The organism is Mesorhizobium sp. M7A.F.Ca.CA.004.04.2.1, from assembly GCF_004022825.1.
In the GTDB taxonomy this organism is placed as follows: Bacteria; Pseudomonadota; Alphaproteobacteria; order Rhizobiales; family Rhizobiaceae; genus Mesorhizobium.
This window is the reverse complement of sequence record NZ_RZPH01001558.1, coordinates 1-813: the sequence shown is the minus strand read 5'-3', so window position 1 is coordinate 813 and position 813 is coordinate 1. Positions and strand designations below refer to the sequence as shown.

Below are 813 nucleotides of genomic sequence, written 5' to 3'. Positions count from 1 at the left end.
TCACCGTGTTCGGTGTCGGCGGCGGCGGCGGCAATGCCGTCAACAACATGATCACCGCCGGTCTGCGCGGTGTCGAGTTCGTGGTGGCCAACACCGACGCGCAGGCGCTGACCATGTCGAAGGCCGGCCGCCTGATCCAGCTCGGCGCGCATGTCACCGAAGGCCTTGGCGCCGGCTCGCAGCCGGAAGTCGGCCGTGCGGCGGCGGAAGAGTGCATCGATGAAATCCTCGATCACCTGACCAACACCCATATGTGCTTCGTCACCGCCGGCATGGGCGGCGGCACCGGCACCGGTGCTGCTCCGGTCGTTGCCCGCGCAGCGCGCGAAAAGGGCATCCTCACCGTCGGCGTCGTCACCAAGCCGTTCCACTTCGAAGGCCAGCGCCGCATGAAGACAGCGGATTTCGGCATCGAGGAATTGCAGAAATGCGTCGATACGCTGATCGTCATCCCCAACCAGAACCTGTTCCGGCTGGCCAATGACAAGACCACCTTCGCCGATGCCTTCGCCATGGCCGACCAGGTGCTCTATTCCGGTGTCGCCTGCATCACCGACCTGATGGTCAAGGAAGGCCTGATCAATCTCGACTTCGCCGACGTCCGTTCCGTCATGCGCGAGATGGGCAAGGCGATGATGGGCACCGGCGAGGCTTCCGGCGAGGGCCGCGCGATGGCCGCCGCCGAAGCGGCGATCGCCAACCCGCTGCTCGACGAGACATCGATGAAGGGCGCCAAGGGCCTGCTGATCTCGATCACCGGCGGCCGCGACCTGACGCTGTTCGAAGTCGACGAAGCCGCGACCCGTATCCGCG

General features: G+C 65.7%; 1 protein-coding gene. It reads left to right on the top strand.

The genetic code is table 11. From position 1 onward, the window contains the following. Window positions 1-813, top strand: an 813-nt coding sequence (ftsZ, locus tag EN893_RS36115) for a cell division protein FtsZ (RefSeq protein WP_128362273.1), incomplete at both ends; no start/stop codon positions are given.